This is a genomic window from Paenibacillus antarcticus, assembly GCF_001637225.1.
Classification (GTDB): Bacteria; Bacillota; Bacilli; order Paenibacillales; family Paenibacillaceae; genus Paenibacillus_AQ; species Paenibacillus_AQ antarcticus.
In genome coordinates this window covers 279588-300520 of record NZ_LVJI01000048.1, presented here as the reverse complement: position 1 = coordinate 300520, position 20933 = coordinate 279588, and the positions used below count along the sequence as shown (strand labels likewise).

The window sequence follows — 20933 nt, the reverse complement described above, 5'->3', positions numbered from 1 at the left end:
AATATAAGAAAGTATAGGGTTCACTTCAATCTCTAATCCTTAGATTTTCGCTAAAACGAGTACTGTCCTTGAGAAAGGACAGAATAGCCTTTTCTACTTGATTTGTTTAATGATTTTACTTCGTTCTAAAATATCGTGGGATAAATTGGAGTCTGTTGTATAATTGGTATATAAGTAGTTGGGGTATGAATTGTAGAACGCTTCTTTTGAGTGTGAATCACAAATGTGTTAAGCTGTAGCTAACATACTGGAGAGGGTAATTTCCATGAAACGTAAATTTGGGGATCGTGCGAACTGGCGCAGAATATCACGCCGCCGCTTTACCTGCCGTTATGTAGAGACCAAGAGGTTTACAGGCTATATTACGTTATATACCATTTATAACCTAAAGGAACCGCTTTGGAAAACCTATGGCAGTCATACGTATCGGATTGCGGATAAAGGGTATTCTTGGCTACAATATTATCCCAAGAACAGCCATTATATCGTGACGGCGATGTTTGATGAGAAACAAGAAATAATACAATGGTATATTGATACATGCAAAACACAAGGGGTAACAGAACAAGGTGTTCCTTGGTTTGATGATTTGTATTTAGATGTTGTTGTACTTCGAAACGGTGAAGTATTTCTTCTGGATGAAGATGAGCTAGATGACGCGCTGAATCGTAAGGATATTACGAACGTTGATTATGAATTAGCTGTATCAACGGCGAAACAATTGCTAGATGAGATTGACGCCCAGCATTTCCCCTATTTCCTGATGTCGATAGAACACCGTAAACAATTGTTTGAGAACGGCGAATTCAGGAGGAACTCATGATTCTTAATACTAACATTTCATTGATTCGTAATGGCAAGAAAGGATCACGGTTAATCAAGAGAATTTTAGTCATTATTCTAATCATTGGCATCTCGATACTTGCTTGGCTTGGTTATGCATTATGGAAGATTAATAGTATACATCCATCTGATTCAAGTCAATATGAATCGGTGGATGTTGGCATAATTCTTGGATCCTCAATGTGGGGTGATTCTCCTAGCCCTAGTCTATCAGAACGACTGGATTATGGATTGAAGCAATTTCATGATGGGAAGTTCAAACATTTTATTGTAAGTGGAGGATTGGATCAGCCAGACTTCAATTACACGGAAGCTGAAGGGATGCGCCAATATTTACTAGACCACGGTGTATCAGATGAAGCAATTATTATGGAGAATAAGGCAACCAGTACATTGGAGAATTTGCAGTTTAGCCAAGACATTATGATGAAGAATGGTTGGAATTCTGCTGTCATCATCACACATACATACCATGGGATGCGTTCTCTCGAAATTGCACATTATTTGAACTACAATCATCCGGTATTGTCAACGACGCAATCAGAGGTTCTTTCCATGCCTTATCATAAGAGTAGAGAAGTTCTGGCCTACACGAAGTGGAAATTAGACGAGTGTTTGTTATGGCTTGGATGGAAATCAATCGAAACTGTTAATAACCCTGCGTAAAGTTGAATACATTGAATAGAGATATCATCCCAGTAGATAATGAGGTGATGGTGCATGAGCGGGCGTGTCATGGCCTCTAACGGCCAGCCTGAGGGCAGGCCATCTAGACAAATCAATGTTGTTTTACGTAGCCAAGATACGCCGATACAGACCAATACGGTTCCTGAACGTGATTCCTTAAAGGTACCAAAGGGTACTCCTGAACAAGGTTTGTATCAAGAAATTCAACGTGAGTTAGAATTACTTATTGGATTAGATAACATTAAAGAATTAGTGTATGAAATCTATGCAGTTCTTCAGGTTGCTGTGATGCGTTCGGATGCGGGTCTCGCAAGTGGTGGGCATGTCTATCACATGATATTTAAAGGCAACCCGGGTACAGGAAAGACCACCGTCGCAAGAATTATTGCCAAAATATTTCAGAAGATGGGTGTACTCAGCAAAGGACATCTGATCGAAGTAGAACGTGCTGATTTAGTCGGGGAATATATTGGACACACGGCACAGAAGACGAGAGACCTCGTTAAAAAGGCTATGGGAGGCATTCTTTTCATTGATGAAGCTTATAGTCTGGCTCGTGGTGGGGAGAAGGATTTTGGAAAAGAAGCGATTGATACATTAGTAAAGTCGATGGAAGATAATAAAAACCAATTCATTCTTATATTGGCAGGTTATTGCGATGAGATGGATTATTTTCTACAGACCAATCCTGGACTCCCCTCACGCTTTCCCATTCAAGTCGACTTTTCCGACTATTCGATTGATCAACTCATTCAGATCTCAGAACTGATGGCTCGTGATCGAGACTATATTCTCATGCCACAGGCGATACTTAAATTAAGACAGCATATCTCACAGGAAAAGAATGAAAGTTTACATGCATTTAGCAATGCGAGATATGTACGTAATATGATCGAGAAATCGATACGTAACCATGCAGTTCGACTTCTAAATCAGTATGAGAATAGCAATCCAGGTAAACAAGAACTAATGACATTACGTACGGAAGATTTCAAGTTTGAATCAAAGTCCAGCTCGAGTATATAACTCGGGTTGGATGATTCAAGCACACAACAAACATATTTATAGCAGATAAAGGGGTAATTTAATTCATGGCTAATAACATCACGTTTGATACAGAAACAGATATACCGGATCGTGCAGTACTCGTCAGCTTAGTGACAGATGCGGTTAAGAAAAAGGGGATAAATCCGGAATACTCTCTTCATGAATTAATGCAGTTAGCTGAAACAGCTGGCGTAGAAGTTATGGATACGATTAGTCAGAATCTTGCTAAACCGGATCCTAAATTTTTCATCGGAAAAGGTAAAGTGGAAGAACTTCGAATGGCTATGGAAGCTGTAGATGCAACTACGGCAATATTTGATCATGAACTATCAGGGGCACAGGTAAGGCATTTAGAGGAAAGTCTAGATGTAAAGATTATTGACCGTACTCAGTTAATTCTTGATATATTTGCACAAAGAGCTAATACACGTGAAGGTATTATTCAAGTTGAGCTTGCACAGTTAACATATTTGCTGCCACGACTTTCTGGACATAGTACGAACCTTTCTCGTCTAGGCGGTGGTATCGGGACTAGAGGGCCAGGTGAAAGTAAGCTTGAAATGGACAGACGTCATATTCGAAATCGTGTTAACGATTTAAAGGATCAATTAGAAGAGATTACGAAGCATCGTACACTATATCGCGAACGTAGACAGAAGGCAGGTGTCTTTCAAGTAGCGCTTGTTGGATATACAAATGCGGGTAAATCAACTTTATTGAAAGAGCTAACCGATGCAGACGTATATATTCAAGATCAATTGTTCGCAACATTGGATCCTACCACTCGCGTATTAGAGCTACCTACAGGAAAAGAAGTGGTGATTACGGATACCGTTGGATTTATTCAGAATCTACCTCATGATCTCATTGCTGCTTTCCGTGCAACGCTAGAGGAAGCGAACGAAGCGAATCTGATCCTTCATGTTGTCGATGCTTCTTCAGAAATGAGAGAAGACCAGATGGCAGTGGTTCAGTCTATTCTTGTGGATTTAGGTGCATCTGATAAACCGCAAATTGTTCTCTATAATAAGAAGGATCGTTGTACACCAGAACAACTGGAAATGTTGAATACCGGAGAAGGTCATTTGACGATCAGTGCATTTGATGAAGCGGATTTGCTAGCGATAAGGGATGCGATCCAGACTATACTCACAGGGGACACTATTATTTTCCGAATTCCTGCGGATCGCGGAGATCTAGCATCTCTGTTATATCGTGTGGGCGAAATTGTTAATCAAGAATTCGACGGTAGTGATTCACTTTATGAGGTAATCCTTCACAAAGATGATTATGTTAAGAATGGCTACTTGCTACAAGATTATATTGAGGTATCACATACCTAGATTGAATGAACTAAAGACGAACCCTATATTCGTGATCTTCTTTAGAAATGATTGAATGGGCATGAGAAAACTTTAGTTCAATCTATATAGATTGATTATATAGATTACAGATAAATACAATACGCATTGTTCGGATGACAGCAAGGGAGAATCTAGAATAGATATGGCAAGATTTACGGAAGAACTAGAACAAGACATGATTGCGATTGAACATCAGATTAAAGATCGAGTTCAGGCTGTGGATCGCATTGTAGATCTCAATCAATGGAAAGTCATAGATGCATTTCAAAATCATCATGTGAGTGATTTTCATTTTGCTGGATCTACTGGTTATGCCTACAATGATAGAGGCCGTGAGGTGCTGGATTTAGTATATGCTGATGTATTTGGTGCTGAAGCTGCACTGGTCAGACCTCATTTTGCATCAGGAACGCATACGATTTCTACAGCACTATTTGGTGTGTTACGCCCTGGAGATGAATTGTTTTATATCACAGGACGTCCCTATGACACGCTTCACAAGGTGATTGGATCTGTTGGAGACGGACATGGTTCGTTATTAGATTTCGGGATTACTTACAGAGAAGCCGCACTGCAAGAGGATGGCAATGTGGATTGGACGGCGATTGAAAACGGAATTACAACAGCCACCAAAGTCATCGGAATCCAACGTTCAAGAGGTTATGATTGGCGCTCATCCTTCACAGTAGAACAGATTGGTGAGATGGTTCGTCGTATTAAGGCTATCAATCCAGAGCTCATCGTGTTCGTTGATAACTGTTATGGTGAATTTACGGAGGAATATGAACCTACCGATGTGGGAGCCGATCTTATTGCGGGATCTTTAATTAAGAATCCTGGTGGTGGAATCGCGGAGACGGGTGGATATATTTGTGGTAAGAAACAGTATGTTGAATTAGCTGCATACCGCTTAACAGCTCCTGGAATTGGTGGAGAGGTAGGCGCTATGATGGGAACGACTAGAGGCATATACCAAGGACTGTTCCTTGCTCCAACACTTGTGGGACAAGCGATAAAGGGTAGTATATTTGCCGCGGCCATGTTTGAAAAGGTAGGATTTGTTACGAAACCTGCCTGGCATGAGAAACGAACGGACCTTATTCAAGCGATATCCTTCACAGGACCAGAGCATTTAATTGCATTCGTTCAAGGTATTCAGTTAGCAGCAGCTGTGGATAGTCACGTTGTCCCTGAACCGTGGGAAATGCCAGGCTACGAACATCCTGTCATCATGGCGGCAGGTACCTTTATTCAAGGTGGAAGTTTAGAACTATCTGCGGATGCTCCGATTCGAGAACCTTACATAGGTTACATGCAAGGTGGATTAACTTATGCTCATGTGAAATATGGGGTGCTAAAAACGATCCAAGTCATGAAAGAAAGAAATTTATTGTGAGTTTACCTAACACGTCCTTGACATCGTGTATTGTGAATTGTTACAATGATAGATATTAGATCATTGGAAGGTTGATGAGTCGTGGGAGATGAAATTCGTAGAAATATGGCGTTATTCCCGATTGGTATCGTTATGAAGTTGACTGATTTATCAGCACGACAGATTCGCTACTATGAACAACATCAGTTGATCGTTCCGGCACGTACAGCAGGGAATCAGCGTTTGTTCTCTTTTAACGATGTGGAAAGACTGCTTGAAATTAAGGCACTGATTGAGAAGGGTGTTAATATCGCTGGAATTAAACAAGTTATGAATCCTGTGATGAAGGAATCTGAAGAAGCAACTGTGATGACAGCAGATACCGAAGTGAAACGCAGAGAACTATCTGATTCACAACTGCATCGTTTACTTAAGCAACAACTTGTAACTGGCAAAAGACCGGGACAGGTGTCATTGTTTCAAGGAGAGTTGTCTCGGTTTTTTAATAAATGAGGGATTCTCAAGCCAAGCGTAATTAGGGTTTGACCTTCCGTCAAATAAAATAAGTATGATCATGAGAAAAGGGGAGAGGTCCTGTGAGTTATTCAAAAGAAGATATCTTGAATATGGCGAAAGAAGAGAATGTACGGTTCGTTCGCTTACAGTTTACTGATTTGCTAGGGACGATTAAGAATGTAGAAATCCCAGTAAGCCAACTGAAGAAAGCCGTCGATAACAAAATGATGTTTGATGGTTCTTCTATTGAAGGATATGTACGTATTGAAGAATCAGACATGTATCTGTATCCTGATCTTGATACTTGGGTTATTTTCCCATGGGTAGCAGAAGATCGAATCGCTCGTTTGATTTGTGATATCTATATGCCAGACGGAACACCGTTTGCTGGGGATCCTCGTGGAATTTTGAAACGCAATTTGAAGGAAGCTGAAGAGATGGGCTTTACATCGATGATGGTAGGTCCAGAACCTGAATTCTTCCTATTCAAAACAGATGAAAAAGGCAATCCAACGACAGAATTGAATGACCAAGGTGGTTATTTCGACCTTTCTCCTATGGATCTTGGTGAGAACTGTCGTCGTGAGATCGTTCTTACACTTGAAGAGATGGGCTTTGAAGTTGAAGCATCCCATCATGAAGTAGCACCAGGACAACATGAGATTGACTTTAAATATGAAGATGCTATCAAAGCGGCGGATCAGATCCAAACGTTCAAATTGGTTGTAAAGACCATTGCTCGTGAACATGGACTACATGCTACCTTTATGCCTAAACCTCTATTTGGAGTAAATGGTTCAGGAATGCACTGTCACCAATCGCTATTTATTAATGATGAGAATGCTTTCTATGATGAAAGTGACGAATTAGGATTGAGCAAAACTGCACGCCATTATATGGCTGGTGTTCTGAAGCATGCTCGCGCATTTGCAGCTATTACGAACCCAACTGTCAATTCGTATAAACGCCTTGTACCTGGTTACGAAGCTCCATGCTATGTAGCTTGGTCTGGTAGTAACCGTAGCCCAATGATTCGTATCCCTGCGTCCCGCGGACTCAGCACTCGTGTTGAAGTACGTAACCCGGATCCAGCAGCAAATCCTTATCTAGCGCTATCTGTTATGCTCAAAGCGGGTCTAGATGGTATTAAGAATGAAACTAAACTACCGGCTCCAATCGACCGTAACATCTATGTGATGTCGGAAGAAGAGCGCATTGAAGAGGGTATTCCAAGTCTACCTTCTAACCTTAAAGAAGCTTTGAATGAACTTATTCGTTCTGAAGTTATTACATCAGCTCTTGGTGATCACGCTCTAGCTTATTTCTATGAGCTTAAAGAAATTGAGTGGGATATGTTTAGAACACAAGTTCACCAATGGGAACGCGATCAATATATGACTTTATACTAGTATTCAAAACCCTTGACGCTCTAAGCGTTGGGGGTTTTTCTTTTGAGGGCATTGGAAGGGGGGGGGGTTAAGTATTATATATGGCCATGCTCTCTATTTGTTAAACCTTGGGATAATGCAAATAAACACTATAACATCATGGATGACGGTTTAAAGAAAGAGTGGTCCGGTAGAGACTGGTGAAACCTTCATACGTTCTTGAAGCATCCGATTGGTTAAACAAGTTAGTCAATAACGGTTATCCTTAGTGTTAGTTTTCGCGAGAATCGAATTAAAATGTTCTTCATTCATTTATGTAAATGTGCTGACGTCCTATCGTACTTATTAAACAAGATGGCGGAGATTATGTATATCTTAGTGGTTAACTCAGCTGAAAACAGAGCGGTATTGAAGGCTGTTGGAGTGACAGACGAACAGATTCTAGGGGCAGGGAACGAAGAACCATTTGTACTCTCACGTAAGCATGTAATGAAGGATATGTTGACAGCTATCAGGCTGGGAGGTTGTTTGAATAGAATGTTGTTGAAGAGGATAATTGTAGGGAATGAGGTACCCACTCAAGACAGAGACCAAGGGATTACATGCAAGCTATTAAAGGGATCAGAGCTGTTCCTATCCGAGAGTGACCACGTACTAGATTTAAGAATAGTTGAAATGCCAATATATTGGGGATACTCAGATATGGCAGCTACGTTAAGAGTCTCCCAGCCAGAATTGTAAGGGAATTTCGGCTGGGAGCATACATCAACTTTACTATTTACTCAGCTTTTGGGTCATTAAAAGTCTCTAAGGATGCATTGCCTTGCCCATCATCTCCTGGATATTCTCGTTCCAGTCCTGCGTGTAATTCTCGATTTTCGTAATCAAATCGATTAGGAGATCGTTGATCACTCCGCCATGGAGTACTTTTTCCTAACGTTTCTGCATTAACAGGTGAACCATATGGTCCGTCTGAGAATTCTTCAGCAATTAAATCATTATGTTGGGATTCTACGGTTGAAAGATCGGTGTACTGCTTTCGCTCTTCATCGATAAAACCATCATCGTAAGACATTGAAAACCTCCTATGCAATTTTTTAACACCTTGGAGAATCTACGGAGGATATTTAATCGGGCTTCCAAACAAAGAAATCCTGCTCATTGAGCAGGACAATAAAATAGATCTACTTAGATTCAGGTCGTTTCACTTGAAGAGGAGGGGGGATTAGCCAACCTTTTTCTTTACTGATTTCAAGGATTTTAACACCCAAAGCTGCTTTAACGAGATGATATTTAGCGAATAAAGCACCAACATCTACTCTAATGGATTGACCCATAGCCTGGCTACAAGCAACCAGCCCGATAGCGGTATCTGCGCCAATTTTAGCAGCTATTTCAGGATCAGTAAATCTAGCTCCAGCAGGGATATCTTCAAGTTTTACTGGTGGTCTTTCAGGCATGATTGGTGCAGGAGCAAATCCGTTTTCAGTAAGTAATTTATCGAATTCTTTAATCTCTAAGTTTGCTTGATCAATAAGATCATTGAGTATTTTTTTAAGGTCCTTGTCACCAGCATGGTTTAAGAATGCTTGGTAACATGATACAGCTCCTCTGGCAATTATAGAGCCACTCCATATACTAAAAATTTCACCATAATGCAGTGGTTCATCTTTTGGATTGCCATTTAAAATACCCATTTATGTTAGCTCCTTCAATTCATAATTTTCAACGTAGTTATTATGTCCAAGAAAAATTAATTAATGTAAGACTATTGCCCAACTGCCCCTGCCCAAGCTGTATAAAGTATTTAAGGGAATAGTTGTTTATATTGAAATCATAAGGGAAGTCTTGATGGCTCGCTCAAGAAACAATAGTTCACCTAATCCTATATCTAGCATACCTTAAGTAAACAGTTTAAAAGGGGGATCCTAAATGTATCTGTTATGGGTAATAATAGTTGGTGGACTGATCGGTTGGTTAAGTGGCAATCTGATTGGCAAAGATGTACCAGGAGGTATTGTTGGTAATATTATTGCAGGTTTTGTTGGTTCTTGGTTAGGTACAGAATTCCTTGGTGCTCGGGGACCCGTTGTAGGAGGGTTTCATATTGTTCCAGCGGTAATCGGCGCAATAATAGCACTTCTTATTTTTTTCGCAATTGGGCGTGGGACTGGTGTTCGAAGACGGTAATGGCGTGAATTGAATGGGATTTGTTTCAGAGGTTACGAAGGAAGGACTTTTCGAACAACCGCTAAACATGACATGATTTCTTGAGTTTTTAAAAGAAGATGAGTCCATAAATAGATAATTAATCCCGGTTGGCATTAAGCCTCGCGGGATTTTTTGTAAATGAGTAAAGAACATCAATAAAGGTCTCTTATTAGGAGTGAAAGTTATGCCAGTAAAATACTTTGGTTAAGTTTTCTTCCTCAACAGAAATTTGGTTATTAAAGATGTTAAAGCCACCAACAGAATCCCTATAAGACTGCCTGAAAATATAGAAATACAGTAGAAGCCTATTCCGTTCCATCCACCAATAAAGAAAATGCTACATAATATTGTAATGATACTAACTAGCATAAGCTTCAATGATATGATGTAAACAATCCTTTTATTGAATAGTAGATCTAACCCAATCATGGTCAGTGTATGACCAAACCAACAAGCAGTAGTGTGAAGAAGGATTCATCTGATAATATATGGTTCAAGTAGCCCCTCATGTAAGTGGATTTGACTTTCTTGTAGTAATACGTGGATTTCTGAGGCTAACTAGGGGCGAACGGGAGGTCAATAATTAAAATGAATACTCTATATAATGTTACGATATGTATGCATCGTAATACAGTGAAATAAATCGAGTGCCTATTAGCGAAACTCGATTTATTTGTATGTAGTAGATAGGATTGTTTCACCTAAAAGTTATTCCATTGTGTCGCCATCTTTGATGATAAGATCCAATAGCCCTGCAAATACATGGGCTTGATGTTTGGAAATGGAGCAACCTTTTAGGTCATCTAGATTAATACTTAAGGATGAGAACTCACATGTACTGAAATCAAGTCCATCGTGTTTCGCACCAGAATATTGAGCCTGATCTATATTGGAACGTAGAAAATTAACTTGTTTCAATGTGGAATAACAATAGTCTGTGCTCGAAAATGTGCAATCTTCGATGTTAACCTGCTTCATATTGGCAAACCTGAAATTCGAAAACTCCCCTAAACAGTTCGTGAAAAGAACGTTTCTTAGTGTGGATTCCGATATATCCATCCCTATGAGTTTACAATTTCGAAACACTGTTCTGTGAATGCTTGAGTTACTGAAGTCCACATTTGAAAGATCGCATTTATCAAAGATGACATCAGTTAATTCAAGATTGGTGAAATTAGAATGGGAAAAGTTCACGTTGTTAAATATAACTTCATCAAAAGTAACCCGATCTAAGCTCTTATTGTCCATGTAGCAGTCTTGAAACTTTCCTCTTTCAATACAATCCTCAGATTGAATATCCATGGCTAGAGCGGATTTATCTGTTAAATCCAAAGGAATTTTTGGTGATTCCATCTTCGTGTTTAACTTTTTCGTCTTCATGCTATTCCCACCTCCTTGTGAATAATCGTACTCATGTACTATATCCTCCTTGCGAAAAGAATAATATTCAATTAAACAAAGAAAAGAATACAGCTCATGGTAAGCAACCGTATTCTTTCCTGTCGCATAAATAATTTAAAGAAATGAATTGATGATTGCTTAATGAATATCGCGGAAGAGACCTACGACCTTACCTAGGATCGTAACATGATTTAAACGTAATGGCTCATAAGTTGGATTCTCAGGCTGAAGTCTAATATGGTCCTTTTCTTTGTAAAAGGTCTTGACCGTAGCTTCATCTTCTTCAGTCATCGCAACAACGATATCGCCGTTATCAGCTGTCTGTTGCTGGCGTACAATGACAAGGTCTCCATCATGAATTCCAGCTTCGATCATACTATCTCCCATGACAGAGAGCATAAATACTTTCTCATCACCCACGAAATGTTGAGGGAGTGGGAAATAATCTTCTATATTCTCTGTTGCAGTAATAGGTATACCGGCGGTCACTCTACCAACAATTGGTACACGGGATACATCATGAGTGAAAAGGTGAGCATTCTCAGACTCTTCTTGTCCCAAAATTTCAATCGCTCGTGGTTTAGTTGGATCTCTTCGAATGAGGCCTTTCTTCTCTAAGCGGTCCAAATGTCCGTGTACAGTTGAACTTGAAGCTAGTCCAACAGCTTCTCCGATCTCCCGTACGGAGGGCGGATATCCCTTAGTACGTACTTCGTTACGTATGAATTCTAATATTGATTGTTGTCGGCTAGATATCTTCGACATATTTACCCACCTCATTAAAGTGACTTTCGGGAAATTATAACATAGAACTGTCGTTCGCACAAACGTAGGTTCTGAATGGGCAAGAACATTTGTTCTAAAAAGTGTTGAAAGAAACAAGTGTTCGTGTTATAGTTATTTCAATAACAAGAACAAACGTTTGGGAGATGGTATTAATATGTTGAGATACAGTACTTACGAAAGTATTCATAGACCTACTAGCGATACACTTACACGTACAAATACATATGCATGGAGAGTCAAACTAAGTGCTTTCATATCACCACAATTGATTAAGAGACTCATATGGGTGTTGTTACTACTGACTGTAGGATGTACTGGAATGGTCAGTGCATTTGCTAATTCCGCAGGAGAAGTTCGTGAGGAGAGACATTTGATTATACAGCCTGGAGATACACTTTGGGGGATTGCCGTTCAAGAGAAACCGGCTGGAATGGATACTCGCGTATACATCAAGGAAATGAAACATTTAAATGAATTATCTAGAGGTACAATTAAGGCTGGTGAGGTGCTCTCATTACCACAATACTGAATTAGAACGTTCAATAGAGCTTGGTGAGGAGGAATCCTTGACAAGCTCTTTTTATCATGGCAAAGTTAGTACTGTTAGTCATGATTGGAGGAAAGTTTATGGATATAGACAACGTGATATTACGCATTAACGAACTTGCCCAAAAGAAGAAAACAGTAGGTTTAAATGAAGATGAATTGCAAGAACGTGCGAGTCTTCGTGAACACTACCTTAAGAACATTCGTAGCAATTTCAAGCAACAGTTGGATTCGATAGAGTTCACAGATGAAGAACCGAGTTCTGATCAAGAAAGCAATAAGTAAACCTACATTATAAAGGGGGACAACGGCATGGCTCGTTCGTGGGAGAGAATGGTTCAGAAAAATAAAAACCAGCTCAATAAGCAACGTAAGAAACAAGGTAAATCAAGCATTTCCAGTATGTCAAATGTTGGATCTGTGGTAAGTGGAGATACATTTAAAGGTCGTAAAATAGCTCTTCCTGTTGTGTTAGTCTTGTTAGCGTGTTTATATGGATTCCTTGGTATTGCTTCAAGCAATGTTCCTGGCAATGAGAGCTTAAATACACCAACGATGACATGGTTTATCATGGGAGCATACATCTTACTTGGGGTTATTATTTATTTGAGACGTCCCTACTTACTAGTAGGTAAAGATACTTTACAGACGACAAGGTTAAATAGAGTGCGTGATGTGTCAGCTTCAAAAGTTACAAACATTAAAGTTGCTAAAGGCTCTGTTGTGATCGAGCAGAGTGGTAAGGGTGGTAACTGGGTATTTACGCGTCTTATTAACCGCTATGATATTCAGGCTATGGGAATGCGTTTGGAAGAATTTGCTAAAGCAAACAATATACCTTTCGAAAAGTAATGGGTGAGGGAGAGAATTAGAGAGATGTCGATAAATGCTGTTATGTTTGATTTAGATGACACCCTATTATGGGATGATCGTAGTGTCGAGGAATCTTTTGAAGCAACTTGTAAGAGAGCTGCCGAAGTTACTGGAATAGATTCTATTCAATTAGAAGCTGCCGTTAGAAGTGAAGCTAGAACCTTATATGAGTCATATGAGACCTATCCTTTCACTACTATGATTGGCATTAACCCATTTGAAGGACTTTGGGGGAACTTTACTGCAGGGGAACAATCTGAATTTCGTCAGCTAGAACAGATTGTTCCTTTATATCGTAAAGAATCTTGGAGACTGGGCCTTTTGAAAATGGGTATTGATGACGCTCAGTTGGGTGCGGAACTTGCTGATCAATTCGGTACGGAAAGACGTTCACGTCCACATGTATATGAGGAAACTTTTAAAGTACTTGAAGAGTTACGTGGTAAGGTGAAGTTACTATTACTAACGAATGGATGTCCAGCATTACAGCAAGAGAAGTTGGATGGTGTTCCAGAATTAGCTCCGTATTTCGATGAAATTATCATTTCTGGTAAATTCGGTAAAGGTAAACCGGACGTTTCTATTTTTAATCATGCACTTTCTAAATTAGGTGTTACTAACGATCAAGCGCTCATGGTTGGTGATAAATTAACGACGGATATCCGTGGGGGTCTTGCTGCAGGAATTCAGACAGTATGGATAAATAGAACCAACAAACCTGCGGACCCTGAAATTGTTCCTAACTTCGAAATAGAGCATCTATCACAACTTCACAAGATCATTGCTCAATTCTCTTAATAATTATTTCACCATACATACGATTTGTACTATTCGTTTGTATAACTAGCCTTTTTCTCTGTTTCGATAGAGTGAGAGGTTTTTTGTTGATATGATAAATGTCACAATATTGTGTATAAATCAATCGTTCTTATGGAGTTTGAGCTTTATAATAGTATTGATAAGTAGAACGAGTACATAATGGCATGATTTGATAGTCAAAAAGTGATTAGAAGGTGGTTGATTTCATGAGAAGAATGATCGCGGGTACAAGTTTATTGTTGATCCTTTTATCAGGTGTTGTAGGGTGTAATAGCGCAAGTAAAGACCATGCAGGGATGGATATGGTAAACGATGGTTCATTATCTCCGGTTATCGTAGAATTAAGTATTCAACCCGACCCAGTGAGAGTGAAAGAGAATGTGAAGATTGAAGTTCTGGTGACACAGAATAACAAGGAAGTGACGGATGCAGACAAAGTGAGCATTGAAATCGTACCTTCAGCCGCCAACGGGAAACATGTAGAGCTACCTGCAAAGCATGTGGGGGATGGGATATATGTTCTGGAGACAAGCTTCGATCAAGCGGATAAATATAGTGTTACTTCTCATGTAACAGTTGGGGCTATGCATACGATGCCAAAGAAAGAAATAACCGTTACGGATTGAGCAGACCTAACATAACATCAAAAAAAAGACAACCTCACTTTTCCATAAGGGAAAAAGGATGGGGTTGTCTTTTAAAATATGAAATATATGATTATGCTTTTTTAAAGTCAGGATCATTGACAGGTGATGACACCCAGCCATTCTCTTCGATAAACAGGCGGACAGCGATAATCTGACGGTTATCCATTAATGTAAAGAAATGATTCGTATTCTCGGGTACAGAGATAACATCTCCAGCGGATAATTCAACATCGAAATAGCCAACATCCCCTGAACCTTTGATAACGAAGATTCCTTTACCAGACACAATGGCACGAATTTCATCTTCGGTATGGGTATGGACTTCTTCAAATTTGTTTAGAAGTTCACTTAGATTCGGAGTTGAATCGGAAAGTGTGATGACATCCCATATTTTATATCCACGACGTGCAGCCAAATCTTGTATTTCCGTATCATAAATCTTAAGGATCGTACTTTTCTGTTCATCCGTTAAAATGAAATTGTTTTGTAATTCTTCTAGTAACTTAGCCGGTTCCCAACTTTCATAAACAACATCTTGACTCTCCAAGAAAGTACGGACGTTTTCTTCTCCGGTGATGCGTTCGTTCGTGTTTCTAATAACAATTTCAGCCATTTGTAACCCTTCTTTCCCACTTGGTTTAATTAGAATTATAATACAGGATTATTTCTTTGTCGATGGTTGATTTAGCGAAATGCTACTCCTATCAAGAGAAATTGCACCGAAGTTGCTTCTCTATTGTAACGTATTCTGTTAAAATAATATTTAACGTTTTGCAGGGGGGATATAAGTTGAATATACAGAGCCTAGAAGAATCATTAAAAGAACGAATATTCATCATGGATGGTGCTATGGGGACAATGATTCAGCAAGAGGATCTTTCGCCAGCAGATTTTGGTGGAGAAGAGTTGGATGGTTGTAATGAAATGTTAGTTCTGACCCGTCCAGATGTGATTGAACGGATCCATGAAGAATATCTGGCTGCAGGTGCAGATATGATTGAGACCAATACATTCGGTGCAACTTCAGTTGTACTTGCTGATTATGATATACCTGAAATGGCTCGGGAAATCAACTTAAAAGCTGCTGAAATTGCACGCCGAGCTGCAGATAAATATAGTACGGATAGTAAACCTCGTTATGTTGTTGGTGCAATGGGACCTACGACGAAGACCTTGTCTGTGACAGGTGGGGTTACCTTTAAAGAATTAATTGTATCTTATGAGGAACAAGCCCTTGCTTTGATCGAGGGTGGTGTCGACATGTTGTTGTTAGAGACAAGTCAAGACACGTTGAATGTGAAGGCAGGAAGTATTGGTATTCGTCAAGCTTTTGAAACAAGCGGTGTGACATTACCGATCATGATCTCCGGTACAATAGAACCGATGGGTACAACCTTAGCTGGGCAGAACATTGAGTCCTTCTATTTATCCCTAGAACATCTTAATCCAATCTCAATCGGACTTAACTGCGCTACTGGACCTGAGTTTATGCGAGATCATATTCGATCTCTTGCTGCAATGGCCAAAACAGCTGTAAGTTGTTATCCAAATGCTGGACTACCGGATGAGAACGGGCATTATCATGAGTCACCGGAATCACTTGCTTTTAAGATCGCTGACTTTGCTTCAAATGGCTGGTTGAATATTGCAGGAGGATGCTGTGGAACGACACCAGAGCATATCCGAGTAATGGCAGAGACGTTATCTAAATACGAAGCTCGTCGTGTGTACGGGGAACATCCTCCAGCAATCTCAGGTATTGATGCAGTCTTCGTTGAAGAGGATAATCGCCCAATCATGATCGGAGAGCGTACGAACATTTCGGGTTCTCGGAAATTCAAACGCCTAATTAAGGAAGAGAAATTTGATGAGGCTTCTGAAATTGCACGTTCTCAAGTTAAGGGTGGAGCTCAAATTATAGATATTAACCTTCAGGACACGGATATTGATGAGGAATTCGCTGTGAATCATTTCCTTCCAATGGTAGCTAAGAAGATCAAAGCGCCGTTGATGATTGATTCTACATATGATCATATTATCGAATTAGGTCTTCAGTATTCGCAAGGGAAAGCAATAATTAACTCTATTAACCTTGAAGATGGTGAATCAAAGTTCGAATCCGTTGTTCCTCTGATACATCGATATGGAGCAGCAGTCGTGTGTATCTTGATTGATGAGCGTGGACAAGCGGTCACACGTGAAGCTAAGCTCGAAGTGGCGACGCGTTCGTATGATCTTCTTGTGAATAAGTATGGTTTACATCCATCGGATATCATATTTGACCCAAATATGTTCCCAGTAGGTTCTGGTGATCCACAGTATATCGGTTCGGCTGTTGAGACGATTGAAGGGATTAAGTTAATTAAGGAGAAATTCCCTCAGGCTAAAACCATTCTTGGGCTAAGTAATATCTCCTTTGGTTTACCTGATGCGGGCCGTGAAGTATTAAATTCAGTATATTTGTACGAATGTACAAAAGCTGGGCTAGATTATGCTATCGTGAATACGGAAAAGCTAGAAAGATACGCTTCGATATCGCAAGAAGAACGTCGCCTTGCAGAAGATCTTATTTATCATACAAATGATAAGACGCTTGCTGATTTTGTAGCAGCTTTCAGAGAAAAGAAAATCGTTAAAAAGGAAGAGATCTCTAATCTTACATTAGAAGAACGTCTTGCTTCTTATGTTGTAGAAGGAACGAAAGAAGGACTACTTCCTGATTTGGAAGAAGGATTAAAGAAATACTCTGCGCTAGAATTGATTAATGGCGCTCTAATGACTGGCATGGCGGAAGTAGGTAGACTTTTCAACAATAATGAACTTATTGTAGCTGAAGTATTGCAAAGTGCTGAAGTCATGAAAGCATCCGTCACGTATCTTGAGGATTTCATGGAGAAGGATGAGAGCAGCGTAAAAGGAAAGGTCATTTTAGCGACAGTAAAAGGTGATGTTCATGATATTGGAAAGAACTTAGTCGAGATTATTCTTTCTAATAATGGTTACCAGATCATAAACTTGGGTATAAAAGTACCACCTGATAAGATTATAGAAGCTTATCGAAATGAGAAAGCCGATATTATCGGGTTATCAGGATTACTTGTGAAATCGGCTCAGCAAATGATTGTTACGGCCCAGGATTTAAAGATTGCAGACATTGATGTTCCAATTATGGTAGGTGGAGCTGCACTTACTCGTAAGTTTACCAAAACACGTATTAAACCCGAGTATGATGGTATGGTCGTCTATGCGAAGGATGCTATGGATGGTCTAGATATTGCAAACAAACTAATGGACCCAGAGCTACGAGAAGTGATGATAGCAGATATGCTTGTTGAACAAGAGGCCATCTTAGCTGCTAGCCTTGAGACCGTTCCATTACCAGTGTTAACTCGTGCAGTAAAGTCTACGATTGCAACGGACAATCCTGTGCTTATTCCACCAGATACAGAACGTCACGTTCTTCGTAATTATCCTATTTCTCATATTATTCCTTATGTGAATATGCAGATGTTATTGGGTCACCATCTTGGGTTGCGTGGATCGGTGGAAACATTATTAGCTGAAGGAAATGCGAAAGCAGTGGAACTGAAGGCGAGTGTTGATACTATATTAGATGAGGCAAGAGAGAATGCAATTATTCAGGCTCATGCGATATATCGCTTCTTCCCAGCGCAATCTCAAGGTAACGATATTATTATCTACGATCCAGAAGATCATTCGAAAGTGTTACACACGTTCAATTTCCCTCGTCAGAGAGTTGAGCCGCATCTTTGTCTATCGGATTTCTTGAAATCTGTAGAGAGTGGAATCATGGATTATGTAGGATTCCTTATCGTTACGGCAGGACACGGTGTTCAACAACTGTCTACAACTTGGAAGGGTAACGGAGACTATCTTCGTTCGCATGTATTGCAGGCAGTTGCATTAGAGACAGCGGAAGGATTAGCTGAACGTATCCATCATATGATGCGGGATTCGTGGGGCTTCCCAGATCCAGCGGATATGACAATGAAGAAACGTCATGGTGCTCGTTATCAAGGAATCAGAGTATCGTTTGGTTATCCAGCTTGTCCAGATTTAGAAGATCAAGGACCGTTATTTAAGCTTTTACAACCGGAAGACGTTGGCATTGAGTTAACGGAAGGCTTCATGATGGAACCAGAGGCTTCTGTATCCGCGATGGTATTTAGCCATCCACAAGCCCAATATTTCAATGTTGAGAAAGCATAAAGCAACGTTATATATGAAGTAAATACCACTTGGACATATCAGCATAAGATCCTCCGATATTTCGGGGGATCTTATGCTTGGTTGTTGAAAGGAGAAAGTATAGAAGCATGGAATTATTGTTTCTTGGTACGAATGCAGGTGTTCCAACGCTGCAACGAAATGTGACCTCTATCGCACTGCGTTTATTCGAAGAAAGACGCAGCTTCTGGTTATTTGACTGTGGTGAGGCTACCCAACATCAGATCCTTCGTTCACCATTAAAGCTCAGTAAACTGGAGAAAATATTTATAACACATTTACATGGAGATCATCTATTTGGTCTTCCTGGATTACTTGCTAGTCGTAATAATCAAGGTGGGACTTCGCCCTTAACGGTATATGGACCTCATGGGATTAAAGAATTCTTAGACACGACCATGAAACTAAGTCAATCACGTGTGGACTATGTATTAGAGGTAGTGGAGCATGAGGGTGGAATTATTTTTGAAGATAAGGGATTTGTTGTTGAATCTAGATTATTGGAGCATCGAATAGACAGCTATGGTTATCGTGTGACGGAAAAGGATCGTACAGGGAGTCTGAATCAGACACTCCTAGAATCGCATGGGATCAGACCAGGTCCAATGTATGGTAAGCTTAAGTCTGGTGAGAGTATTGAATTAGAGAATGGGACAGTGTTACGACCAGAAGATGTGTTGGGACAGCCGAAGAAGGGAAGAATTGTAACCATTCTAGGAGATACCCGCCCGTGTCCTGCTGTTGTAATCTTAGCACAAGGTGCAGATATGCTTATTCATGAAGCTACATTTCTCCATGAGATGGTAGAGACTGCTCACGAGTATTATCATAGTACAGCAGTTCAAGCCGCTAACGCTGCTAAAGAGGCAGAAGCGAAACAATTGGTTTTGACGCATTTCAGTTCAAGATATAAGGACATGGAACAACTTGGACAGCTTCTTGAAGAAGCTAAAGAGATTTTCCCGAATACCATGTTAGCAGAAGAATTTCACATTCTTCCAATTGAACGTATACAATGAGATAATTGATGTGTATTACATTGGAAATAACCATCAATTATTTTCCGGGCAAGCGCATGTTTAGACACAGGGTTCCATAAAAATGCTAGGGATTTCAGTTATAGTTCGATAATATATGACGAATGATGAGTGGAAATGATGCGATATGAGGTGTTATATGCCTTAGGTGTCACAAAATAATGATTTGTTAAGTATCGTTAGTATTATTTATTGAAACATTTCCCACTATCTGAAGTGATAGTGGAAGGTGTAACATTTCGGAGTATATGGGTTCAATAGAGCATTATGTAACATAATTAATGCTTCACATCATTAATTTAATGGATAGTTACAAATTAATGGGTCTTACATTGAAAGGATGTTTCTTAGAAATGAAGAAGTCTAAAGGTCTATTAATTGATCTAGATGGTACGTTGTATCATGGGAAACATATGATTTCAGGAGCAGACACACTTATAAATACGTTGAAAGAATTGCATATTCCGTATTTATTCGTAACTAATAACTCATCTCGAACAGCAGAAGATGTAGCAGATGTATTAAATGGTATGGGCATTAAAGCTGCTCCTCGCGATGTTTGTACATCTTCACAAGCAGCGGCAAAGTATATTGCTAGCGAATCACCAGGAGCAAGAGTGGCAGTCCTAGGTGAACATGGGCTACGTCATGCGTTATCAGAAGCTGGGTTACAAGAAGTAGATCATGCTCCACAATATGTGGTGCAAGGGATTGACCGAACTTTTACATATCATTCATTATCTGCAGCGATTGGTTGGATTTGTGAAGGTGCACAATTCATTCTAACTAACCCTGATTTACTTCTTCCTTCTGATGATGGACAAATACCAGGTGCAGGTACAATCGCTGCTGCAATCGAAGCAGGATCTGGCGTGAAACCTATTGTCATTGGAAAACCTTCCAGTCATTTAATGACCTATGCAACGGATAAATTAGGTATGGAGGCAACAGACGTGATTGTCATTGGTGACAATATGCGTACTGATATTGCTGCTGGTGCTGCAGCTGGTTGTGAAACGGTCCTAGTTCTTACTGGAATCACTACAGAAAATAACTTGCAACAGCATATCCAGTCTACTGGCGTGGAACCAGATGTTATTTGCAAGGACTTACATGAGCTTCTTAATTTCCTAACGGCTTAAAAT

At 39.9% G+C, this 20933-nt stretch carries 23 protein-coding genes; 17 read left to right on the top strand and 6 right to left on the bottom strand.

Annotated elements, in window-relative coordinates; translation table 11 throughout:
- Positions 1 to 265 precede the first annotated feature (265 nt).
- The 8 genes from PBAT_RS22280 (at position 266) to PBAT_RS22245 (ending at position 7961) form a co-directional block, all read left to right on the top strand.
- Positions 266 to 823: a ribonuclease FAU-1 family protein gene (locus tag PBAT_RS22280; protein WP_068652873.1), complete on the top strand. Its 558-nt coding sequence runs from the start codon at positions 266 to 268 to the stop codon at positions 821 to 823.
- On the top strand, positions 820 to 1509 hold the full coding sequence (locus PBAT_RS22275) for a YdcF family protein (protein ID WP_068652872.1): 690 nt from the start codon (positions 820 to 822) through the stop codon (positions 1507 to 1509). The genes PBAT_RS22280 and PBAT_RS22275 overlap by 4 nt, the downstream gene beginning before the upstream one ends.
- A 54-nt stretch (positions 1510 to 1563) precedes the next feature.
- Positions 1564 to 2556, top strand: a complete 993-nt coding sequence (locus tag PBAT_RS22270) for an AAA family ATPase (protein ID WP_068652871.1) — start codon at positions 1564 to 1566, stop codon at positions 2554 to 2556.
- Between the two features lie 65 nt (positions 2557 to 2621).
- Complete coding sequence (hflX, locus tag PBAT_RS22265) at positions 2622 to 3920, top strand: GTPase HflX (RefSeq protein ID WP_068652870.1); 1299 nt, start codon at positions 2622 to 2624, stop codon at positions 3918 to 3920.
- Between the two features lie 163 nt (positions 3921 to 4083).
- Positions 4084 to 5337, top strand: coding sequence for a methionine gamma-lyase family protein (locus PBAT_RS22260; protein WP_068652869.1), 1254 nt, complete (start codon positions 4084 to 4086; stop codon positions 5335 to 5337).
- Between the two features lie 81 nt (positions 5338 to 5418).
- Positions 5419 to 5829 (top strand): MerR family transcriptional regulator, encoded by a 411-nt coding sequence (locus tag PBAT_RS22255; protein ID WP_068652868.1) that lies wholly within the window; start codon positions 5419 to 5421, stop codon positions 5827 to 5829.
- Positions 5830 to 5912: 83 nt separating this feature from the next.
- Positions 5913 to 7241, top strand: coding sequence for a type I glutamate--ammonia ligase (gene glnA / locus PBAT_RS22250; RefSeq protein WP_068652867.1), 1329 nt, complete (start codon positions 5913 to 5915; stop codon positions 7239 to 7241).
- Positions 7242 to 7574: 333 nt separating this feature from the next.
- On the top strand, positions 7575 to 7961 hold the full coding sequence (locus tag PBAT_RS22245) for a hypothetical protein (RefSeq protein WP_149466355.1): 387 nt from the start codon (positions 7575 to 7577) through the stop codon (positions 7959 to 7961).
- A gap of 37 nt (positions 7962 to 7998) precedes the next feature.
- Here PBAT_RS22245 and PBAT_RS22240 read toward each other — a convergent pair whose 3' ends face one another.
- Together PBAT_RS22240 and PBAT_RS22235 are read right to left on the bottom strand one after the other, a co-directional pair.
- Positions 7999 to 8295: a hypothetical protein gene (locus PBAT_RS22240; RefSeq protein WP_068652865.1), complete on the bottom strand. Its 297-nt coding sequence runs from the start codon at positions 8293 to 8295 to the stop codon at positions 7999 to 8001.
- Positions 8296 to 8404: 109 nt separating this feature from the next.
- On the bottom strand, positions 8405 to 8917 hold the full coding sequence (locus tag PBAT_RS22235) for a DUF3231 family protein (protein WP_068652864.1): 513 nt from the start codon (positions 8915 to 8917) through the stop codon (positions 8405 to 8407).
- A 235-nt stretch (positions 8918 to 9152) separates the two neighbouring features.
- On the opposite strand from PBAT_RS22235, the gene PBAT_RS22230 reads away from it, so the two are divergent.
- Positions 9153 to 9410 carry a GlsB/YeaQ/YmgE family stress response membrane protein gene (locus tag PBAT_RS22230; protein ID WP_068652863.1) on the top strand — a complete coding sequence of 86 codons (258 nt, stop codon included), beginning with the start codon at positions 9153 to 9155 and terminating at the stop codon, positions 9408 to 9410.
- 225 nt (positions 9411 to 9635) lie between these two features.
- Here PBAT_RS22230 and PBAT_RS26455 read toward each other — a convergent pair whose 3' ends face one another.
- The 3 genes from PBAT_RS26455 to lexA form a co-directional block, all read right to left on the bottom strand.
- Entirely contained in the window at positions 9636 to 9860 is a 225-nt protein-coding gene (locus PBAT_RS26455; RefSeq protein WP_149466354.1) for a YesK family protein, read from the bottom strand.
- A 279-nt stretch (positions 9861 to 10139) separates the two neighbouring features.
- Entirely contained in the window at positions 10140 to 10811 is a 672-nt protein-coding gene (locus PBAT_RS22225; RefSeq protein ID WP_068652862.1) for a pentapeptide repeat-containing protein, read from the bottom strand.
- Positions 10812 to 10970: 159 nt separating this feature from the next.
- Positions 10971 to 11597: a transcriptional repressor LexA gene (gene lexA / locus PBAT_RS22220; RefSeq protein WP_068652861.1), complete on the bottom strand. Its 627-nt coding sequence runs from the start codon at positions 11595 to 11597 to the stop codon at positions 10971 to 10973.
- Positions 11598 to 11772: 175 nt separating this feature from the next.
- Between lexA and PBAT_RS22215 the strand changes: the two genes are divergently transcribed.
- The 5 genes from PBAT_RS22215 (at position 11773) to PBAT_RS22195 (ending at position 14482) form a co-directional block, all read left to right on the top strand.
- Positions 11773 to 12147 (top strand): LysM peptidoglycan-binding domain-containing protein, encoded by a 375-nt coding sequence (locus PBAT_RS22215; RefSeq protein WP_068652860.1) that lies wholly within the window; start codon positions 11773 to 11775, stop codon positions 12145 to 12147.
- Positions 12148 to 12245: 98 nt separating this feature from the next.
- Positions 12246 to 12449, top strand: coding sequence for a DUF896 domain-containing protein (locus tag PBAT_RS22210; RefSeq protein WP_068652896.1), 204 nt, complete (start codon positions 12246 to 12248; stop codon positions 12447 to 12449).
- Positions 12450 to 12476: 27 nt separating this feature from the next.
- Entirely contained in the window at positions 12477 to 13016 is a 540-nt protein-coding gene (locus tag PBAT_RS22205) for a hypothetical protein (protein ID WP_068652859.1), read from the top strand.
- A gap of 24 nt (positions 13017 to 13040) precedes the next feature.
- Positions 13041 to 13835 carry an HAD family hydrolase gene (locus PBAT_RS22200; protein ID WP_068652858.1) on the top strand — a complete coding sequence of 265 codons (795 nt, stop codon included), beginning with the start codon at positions 13041 to 13043 and terminating at the stop codon, positions 13833 to 13835.
- A gap of 227 nt (positions 13836 to 14062) precedes the next feature.
- A complete protein-coding gene (locus PBAT_RS22195) occupies positions 14063 to 14482 on the top strand; it encodes a FixH family protein (protein WP_068652857.1) in 420 nt (139 codons plus the stop codon).
- Positions 14483 to 14573: 91 nt separating this feature from the next.
- On the opposite strand, the gene PBAT_RS22190 is transcribed toward PBAT_RS22195, so the two are convergent.
- Entirely contained in the window at positions 14574 to 15116 is a 543-nt protein-coding gene (locus PBAT_RS22190) for a cupin domain-containing protein (RefSeq protein ID WP_068652856.1), read from the bottom strand.
- Positions 15117 to 15340: 224 nt separating this feature from the next.
- Between PBAT_RS22190 and metH the strand changes: the two genes are divergently transcribed.
- The 3 genes from metH (at position 15341) to PBAT_RS22175 (ending at position 20930) form a co-directional block, all read left to right on the top strand.
- Positions 15341 to 18733, top strand: a complete 3393-nt coding sequence (metH, locus tag PBAT_RS22185; RefSeq protein WP_420848819.1) for a methionine synthase — start codon at positions 15341 to 15343, stop codon at positions 18731 to 18733.
- Between the two features lie 107 nt (positions 18734 to 18840).
- On the top strand, positions 18841 to 19770 hold the full coding sequence (gene rnz, locus PBAT_RS22180; RefSeq protein WP_068652854.1) for a ribonuclease Z: 930 nt from the start codon (positions 18841 to 18843) through the stop codon (positions 19768 to 19770).
- A 371-nt stretch (positions 19771 to 20141) separates the two neighbouring features.
- The gene (locus PBAT_RS22175) at positions 20142 to 20930 is read left to right on the top strand and encodes a TIGR01457 family HAD-type hydrolase (protein ID WP_068652853.1); all 789 of its coding nucleotides are present in this window, start codon (positions 20142 to 20144) and stop codon (positions 20928 to 20930) included.
- Positions 20931 to 20933: the final 3 nt, after the last annotated feature.